A 5,319-nucleotide genomic window follows, 5' to 3' on the forward strand; every position below is an offset into this window, starting at 1 on the left:
GAGCAGCTCCTTGCTGGCCGGCGCCGCACCGCAGATCGCGAACCGGATCGAGGAGGCGTCCGCGACCACGTCGCCGGGCTGCGACACCAGGTGCGAGTAGATCGTCGGCACCGCGGAGAAGTACGTCGGCCGGTACTGCTCGATCGCGGACAGGAACTCCAGCGGCTGGAAGCGCTGCAGCACCGTGAGCTGGCCGCCGACCGCGATCGGGGTGAGGAAGCTGATGCAGATGGCGTTCACATGGAACAGCGGCAGGATCAGCAGACAGTGGTCGTCGCCGGTGATCTTCAGATGCTCGGACATCATGGACGCCATCGCGCCGATGTTGCCGTGGCTGAGCATCACGCCCTTGGGCCGCCCGGTCGAGCCGCTGGTGTAGATCAGCAGCGCCAGGTCGCCGGGCTCGGTGGCGGGGGTGGGCAGCGTCCGGTCACCACGCCGGGTACGGCGGAGGTCGTCGACCGCGATACTCGGACGGCCGCCGTTCGGTGCGTCCGGTCCGGCGTTGACCACGACTGCCGCATCGGCGTCGTTGATCTGGTAGTCGGCCTCGTGCGCGGTGAACATCGGGTTCATCGGTGTCGCCGCGGCGCCGAGCCGCCAGGCCGCGACCAGTACGACGAGCAGTTCGACGCGGTTCGGCAGCATCACCGCGACCACCGAGCCCGGTCCGACGCCGTACCCGGCCAGTTGCTCGGCGACGGCATCGGTCCAGGCGCCGAGGTCGGCATAGGTAAGGTCCTGCCGGGCATCGCGAACGGCGGGCCGGTCGTCGTACGCCGGCGGCCGCCGCCACGGGAGATAGTCGAGTGTGGTCACGGTCTCCTCCGATCTGGTTGCCATCGACGGTAGGAATCCACGGCGTGCCGGACACTGTGCGCGGGACACGAACCTCGGCGCGCCGTTCGTGCTCGCGAGCTGACAGCCGGTCCGGGCGGGCGCACAATCGGACCTGGAGGAGGTAGCGCCATGGCTACTGACACGCTGCAGGAGGCCGCCGTCGAGCGGGTGACCGCGATCGCCACCGTGATGGGCACCGGGCTGCCCGAACTGACCGGGACGCTGCACAAGGTGCTGGCCGAGACGATCGAGGAACTCCAGGGCGACCAGCTGATCGTCGAGATGCTCGGGGCAAGTATCGAGAGCAACCTCGAGACGGTCGCGCACATCCTGCGCTACGGCATCGACGTCGACAAGGTCTCCACCCCGTCGGCGGCCGAGGAGTACGCGCGGCGGCTGGCCCAGCGCGGGGTCGCGCCGCTCGCGCTCGTCCGCGCGTACCGACTCGGTCAGCAGCAGGTCCTCGACTGGGCCTTCGACGAGCTCGCGAAGGACAGCGACCAGGCGGTCGCGCTCGCGGCCGCGAGGATCGTGATGGACACGACCTTCCGCTACATCGACCGGATCTCCGAGCAGGTGGTCACGGCGTACGAGTCAGAGCGGGTGCGCTGGCTGGCGAACCGCAACACGGTCCGTAGGGCGATGATCGAGGAGCTGCTCCGCGGCGATCCGGTCGACCTGGCCACAGCAGAAGGCGCACTCAGCTACCGGCTCCGGCAGCACCACCTCGGGGTCGTGCTCTGGAGTACGTCGCGATCTGCTGGCGACGAGAACCTCCGCCAGCTCGAACGCCTCCTGCAGCAGGCGGCTGCCGCGGCTGGTTGCTCAGGGCAACCGCTGTTCGTACCGCGGGACCGGTCCACCGGGTGGGGCTGGATCCCGCTCGGCCGCACCCGCGCGGCGATCACGATGGACAGCGACGAGGAGGGCGAGCACTGGATCGCGATCGGCTCGCCCGCGGCTGGGGCGGACGGGTTCCGGGTCACCCACTTGGAGGCGCTGCGGGCTCAGCAAGTGGCGCTGGCAGGGCGGGACCGGGCGCACCGGGTCACCGCGTTCACCGATCCGCAGGTCCGGGCGGCGGCGATGCTGGCCGCCGATCTGGAAGGGACCCGCCGGCTGGTGTGGAACGCCTTGGGTGCACTGGCGGCCGACACCGAGACGGCCGCGCGGTTGCGGGAGACGTTGCAGGTGTTCCTGGCCGAGAAGGGCAGCTTTCTGGCCACCGCGGAGCGGATCCATCTGCACAAGAACACCGTGAAGTACCGGATCGACAAGGCACTGGAGGAACGCGGCCGGCCGCTGGACGACGAGCGCCTGGAACTCGAGCTGGCGCTCGTCGCCTGCCGCTGGCTAGCCGGTTCGGTGCTGGTGCCTGCCTCACCTTGAGGTCAGCCGAGCCTGTGGGCCAGGACCCGCAGGCCGACGATCGGGATCAGGGCCAGCAGGGACAGGGCGGGAATCAGGAAGGCGATCATCGGAGTTTCCTTTCGCTGGTGCCGGGGCTGGGTTCCGGCCGGTGATAAGAGATTCGCAGTCCGGACCCCTTCGTTCCTGGCCCGGCGACCCGAACTTCCGGACCGCTGCTGTGCCCGCCGCACAAACGCTCCGAACCTTGTCCGCCCGGCCAATGACAGCGCACAGCAGCGGGTTGATCGTGAGAGGCGATGCCGACCTCCGGAGGGTGCGATGACAAATCTCAGCCACAATCTCGCCGAGTCCGCGGCGATCTATCCCGAGCAGCCGGCCGTCCGGATGGACGACGAGGTGCTCACCTACACGGCGCTCGACCGGCTCGCCTCGCAGCTGGTCACCTTGCTGCGTGACCACGGGATCGGCCCCGGCGACCGGGTCGGGCTGATGTTGCCGAACGTGGCCCAGTTCCCGATCGCGTTCTACGGCATCCTCAGGACCGGGGCGGTCGCAGTACCGATGAATCCCTTGCTCAAGGAGCGGGAGGTGGCCTACTACCTGGATGACTCGGGCGCGAAGCTCCTGCTGGCTTGGCAGGACGTGAGCGGCGAGGCCGCGGCCGGGGCGGAGGCCGTTGGAGCAGAGCTCATCACGGTGGTCCCCGGCGACTTCGATGCCAGCCTGGCAGCGCTGGAGCCGGCGACTGATCCAGTCAGCCGCGCCGACGGCGACACCGCGGTACTGCTCTACACCTCCGGTACGACGGGGAAGCCGAAAGGCGCCGAACTCACCCACGGCAGCCTGAACCGCAACCAGGCGGTCAGCGCACGGACCCTGTTCGAGATCGGTCCCGACGATGTGGTGATGGGATGCCTGCCGCTCTTCCACGTCTTCGGACTCACCTGCGGCCTGAACACCGCCATCTCCAACGGCGCGCTGCTGACCCTCATCCCCCGCTTCACGCCGGCCAAGGCCCTCGAGGTGATCCAGCGCGACCGGGTCACGGTCTTCGAGGGCGTGCCGACCATGTACGCCGCCATGCTGGACGTCCCCGATCGCGCCGCGTACGACGTCTCGACGTTGCGCTGCTGTGTCTCCGGTGGCGCGGCCCTGCCGGTCGAGGTACTGCGGAACTTCGAGGAGGCGTTCGGCTGCATCATCCTGGAGGGCTACGGCCTGTCGGAGAGTTCGCCGGTCGCGGCGTTCAATCACCCGCATGCGGAGCGCAAGCCAGGCTCGATCGGTACGCCGATCGAAGGCATCCGGATGCGGCTGGTGGACGACCAGCGGACACCGGTCGCAGCCGGCGAGATCGGCGAGATCCAGATCTGCGGGCACAACGTGATGAAGGGCTACTGGAACAAGCCGGACGCGACCGCCGCCACGATCGACGCCGAAGGCTGGCTCAGCACCGGCGACATGGCCAAGCAGGACTGCGACGGCTACTTCTTCATCGTCGACCGGAAGAAGGACCTGCTGATCCGCGGCGGCTACAACGTCTACCCGCGAGAGGTCGAGGAGGTGCTCTACGAGCATCCGGCCGTCGCCGAGGCCGCGGTCGTCGGCATCCCGCATCCCTCCCTGGGTGAGGAGATCGGCGCCGCCGTGCAACTCAAGGCAGGCGAGACCGCGACGCCGGAGGATCTGCGGGACCACGTGAAGCGGCGGATCGCGGCGTACAAGTATCCGCGCGTGGTCTGGATCGTCGACGAACTGCCGAAGGGTCCGACCGGGAAGATCCTGCGGCGCGAGATCCTGATTCCGGAGGGGATCCTGACGTGAGCACACCCGCCGATGACCTGGCCGAACCGCTCGACTTCCTGCTGACCGCCGCAGCCACCGGGCCGATGCGTCGCTTCCTGCCGAACTCGGCCTGGCTTCGGATGGCCAGCAACCTCGCCGCCCGGCCCGGAGTGGTCACGCGCCGGCTGGCGGACCTCACCACCGAGCTCGGCCGGGTCGCGGCCGGAACCTCGGATCGTGCGCCGTCGCCGCGCGACCGCCGGTTCGCGGATCCGGCCTGGACGCAGAACCCGTTCCTGCGCCGGCTGGTCCAGGGTTACCTGGCCGCCGGCGAGACCGCCGGCGCCCTGACCAAGGAGGCGCAGCTCGACTGGCGGGACCACGAGCGGATGTCGTTCGTGGTGGACAACGCCGTCGATGCACTTGCCCCGAGCAACAATCCGTTGATCAGCCCGACTGCCTGGAAGGCCCTGATCGACACGGCCGGCCTGAGCAGCGTGCGGGGTGTACGCCACCTGCTCCGCGATCTGGCCACTCCCCCGCGGGTCCCGAGCATGGTGGAGCGGTCCGCGTTCAGCGTCGGCAAAACGGTGGCGGTGTCGACCGGAGCCGTTGTCTTCCGCAACGAAGTGCTCGAAGTGATCCAGTACACGCCGCAGACCGCGAAAGTTCGTGCCGTCCCGGTACTGATCGTGCCGCCGGTGATCAACAAGTACTACGTCGTCGATCTCGCCCCAGGGCGCAGTCTGGTCGAGTACCTGCTGCAACGGAACCTGCAGGTCTTCGCGATCTCGTGGCGCAATCCGGACGCGCGGCACCGGGACTGGGGCATGGATGCGTACGGGCAGGCGATCAGCGAGGCGATGGACGCCGTGCAGCGGATCTGCCGGTCCGACCTGCTCCAACTGTTCGCCACCTGCTCGGGCGGAATCCTCGCGTCGATGCTGATGTCGGTGCTGACCGACCGCGGTGAAGCCGACCGGGTCGCGGGCCTGACGCTGGCCGTCACCGTACTCGATCAGAGTCGCGCCGGGCTAGCCTCGGCGGCCATGGACGAACGGGTCGCCGCGGCGGCGATCGCGGCCTCGGCGTCTCGCGGCTACCTCGACGGCCGCGCCCTGGCAGAAGTGTTCGCCTGGCTCCGGCCGAACGACCTGATCTGGAACTACTGGGTCAACAACTACCTGCAGGGAAGGGATCCCGCCGCGTTCGACGTCCTCTTCTGGAACGCCGACACCACCCGGATGCCGGCCGCGCTGCACCGCGACTTCGTCGAACTCGGCCTGGGCAACGGGCTCACCCATCCCGGCGCCACGACCATGC

The 5,319-nt window shown here is 69.0% G+C and carries 4 protein-coding genes; 3 read left to right on the forward strand and 1 reads right to left on the reverse strand.

Annotated features, from left to right (window positions below; genetic code table 11):
• On the reverse strand, positions 1 to 843 hold an 843-nt coding region (locus tag VFG33_RS07495; protein WP_325023811.1), incomplete at its 3' end, for a class I adenylate-forming enzyme family protein.
• 126 nt (positions 844 to 969) lie between these two features.
• Here VFG33_RS07495 and VFG33_RS07500 point away from each other — a divergent pair.
• The 3 genes from VFG33_RS07500 to VFG33_RS07510 form a co-directional block, all read left to right on the forward strand.
• Positions 970 to 2,229, forward strand: a complete 1,260-nt coding sequence (locus VFG33_RS07500) for a PucR family transcriptional regulator (RefSeq protein WP_325023813.1) — start codon at positions 970 to 972, stop codon at positions 2,227 to 2,229.
• Between the two features lie 300 nt (positions 2,230 to 2,529).
• Positions 2,530 to 4,035, forward strand: coding sequence for a long-chain-fatty-acid--CoA ligase (locus tag VFG33_RS07505; protein ID WP_325023815.1), 1,506 nt, complete (start codon positions 2,530 to 2,532; stop codon positions 4,033 to 4,035).
• The coding region (locus tag VFG33_RS07510; RefSeq protein WP_325023816.1) for a PHA/PHB synthase family protein at positions 4,032 to 5,319 on the forward strand (1,288 nt) is incomplete at its 3' end. The genes VFG33_RS07505 and VFG33_RS07510, both read left to right, overlap by 4 nt.

The organism is Kribbella sp., assembly GCF_035687465.1.
Lineage (GTDB): Bacteria > Actinomycetota > Actinomycetes > Propionibacteriales > Kribbellaceae > Kribbella.

Coding starts and splice junctions, on each gene's coding strand:
- VFG33_RS07500 (WP_325023813.1), top strand. CDS start 970: ATGGCTACTGACACGCTGCAGGAGGCCGCCGTCGAGCGGGTGACCGCG.
- VFG33_RS07505 (WP_325023815.1), top strand. CDS start 2,530: ATGACAAATCTCAGCCACAATCTCGCCGAGTCCGCGGCGATCTATCCC.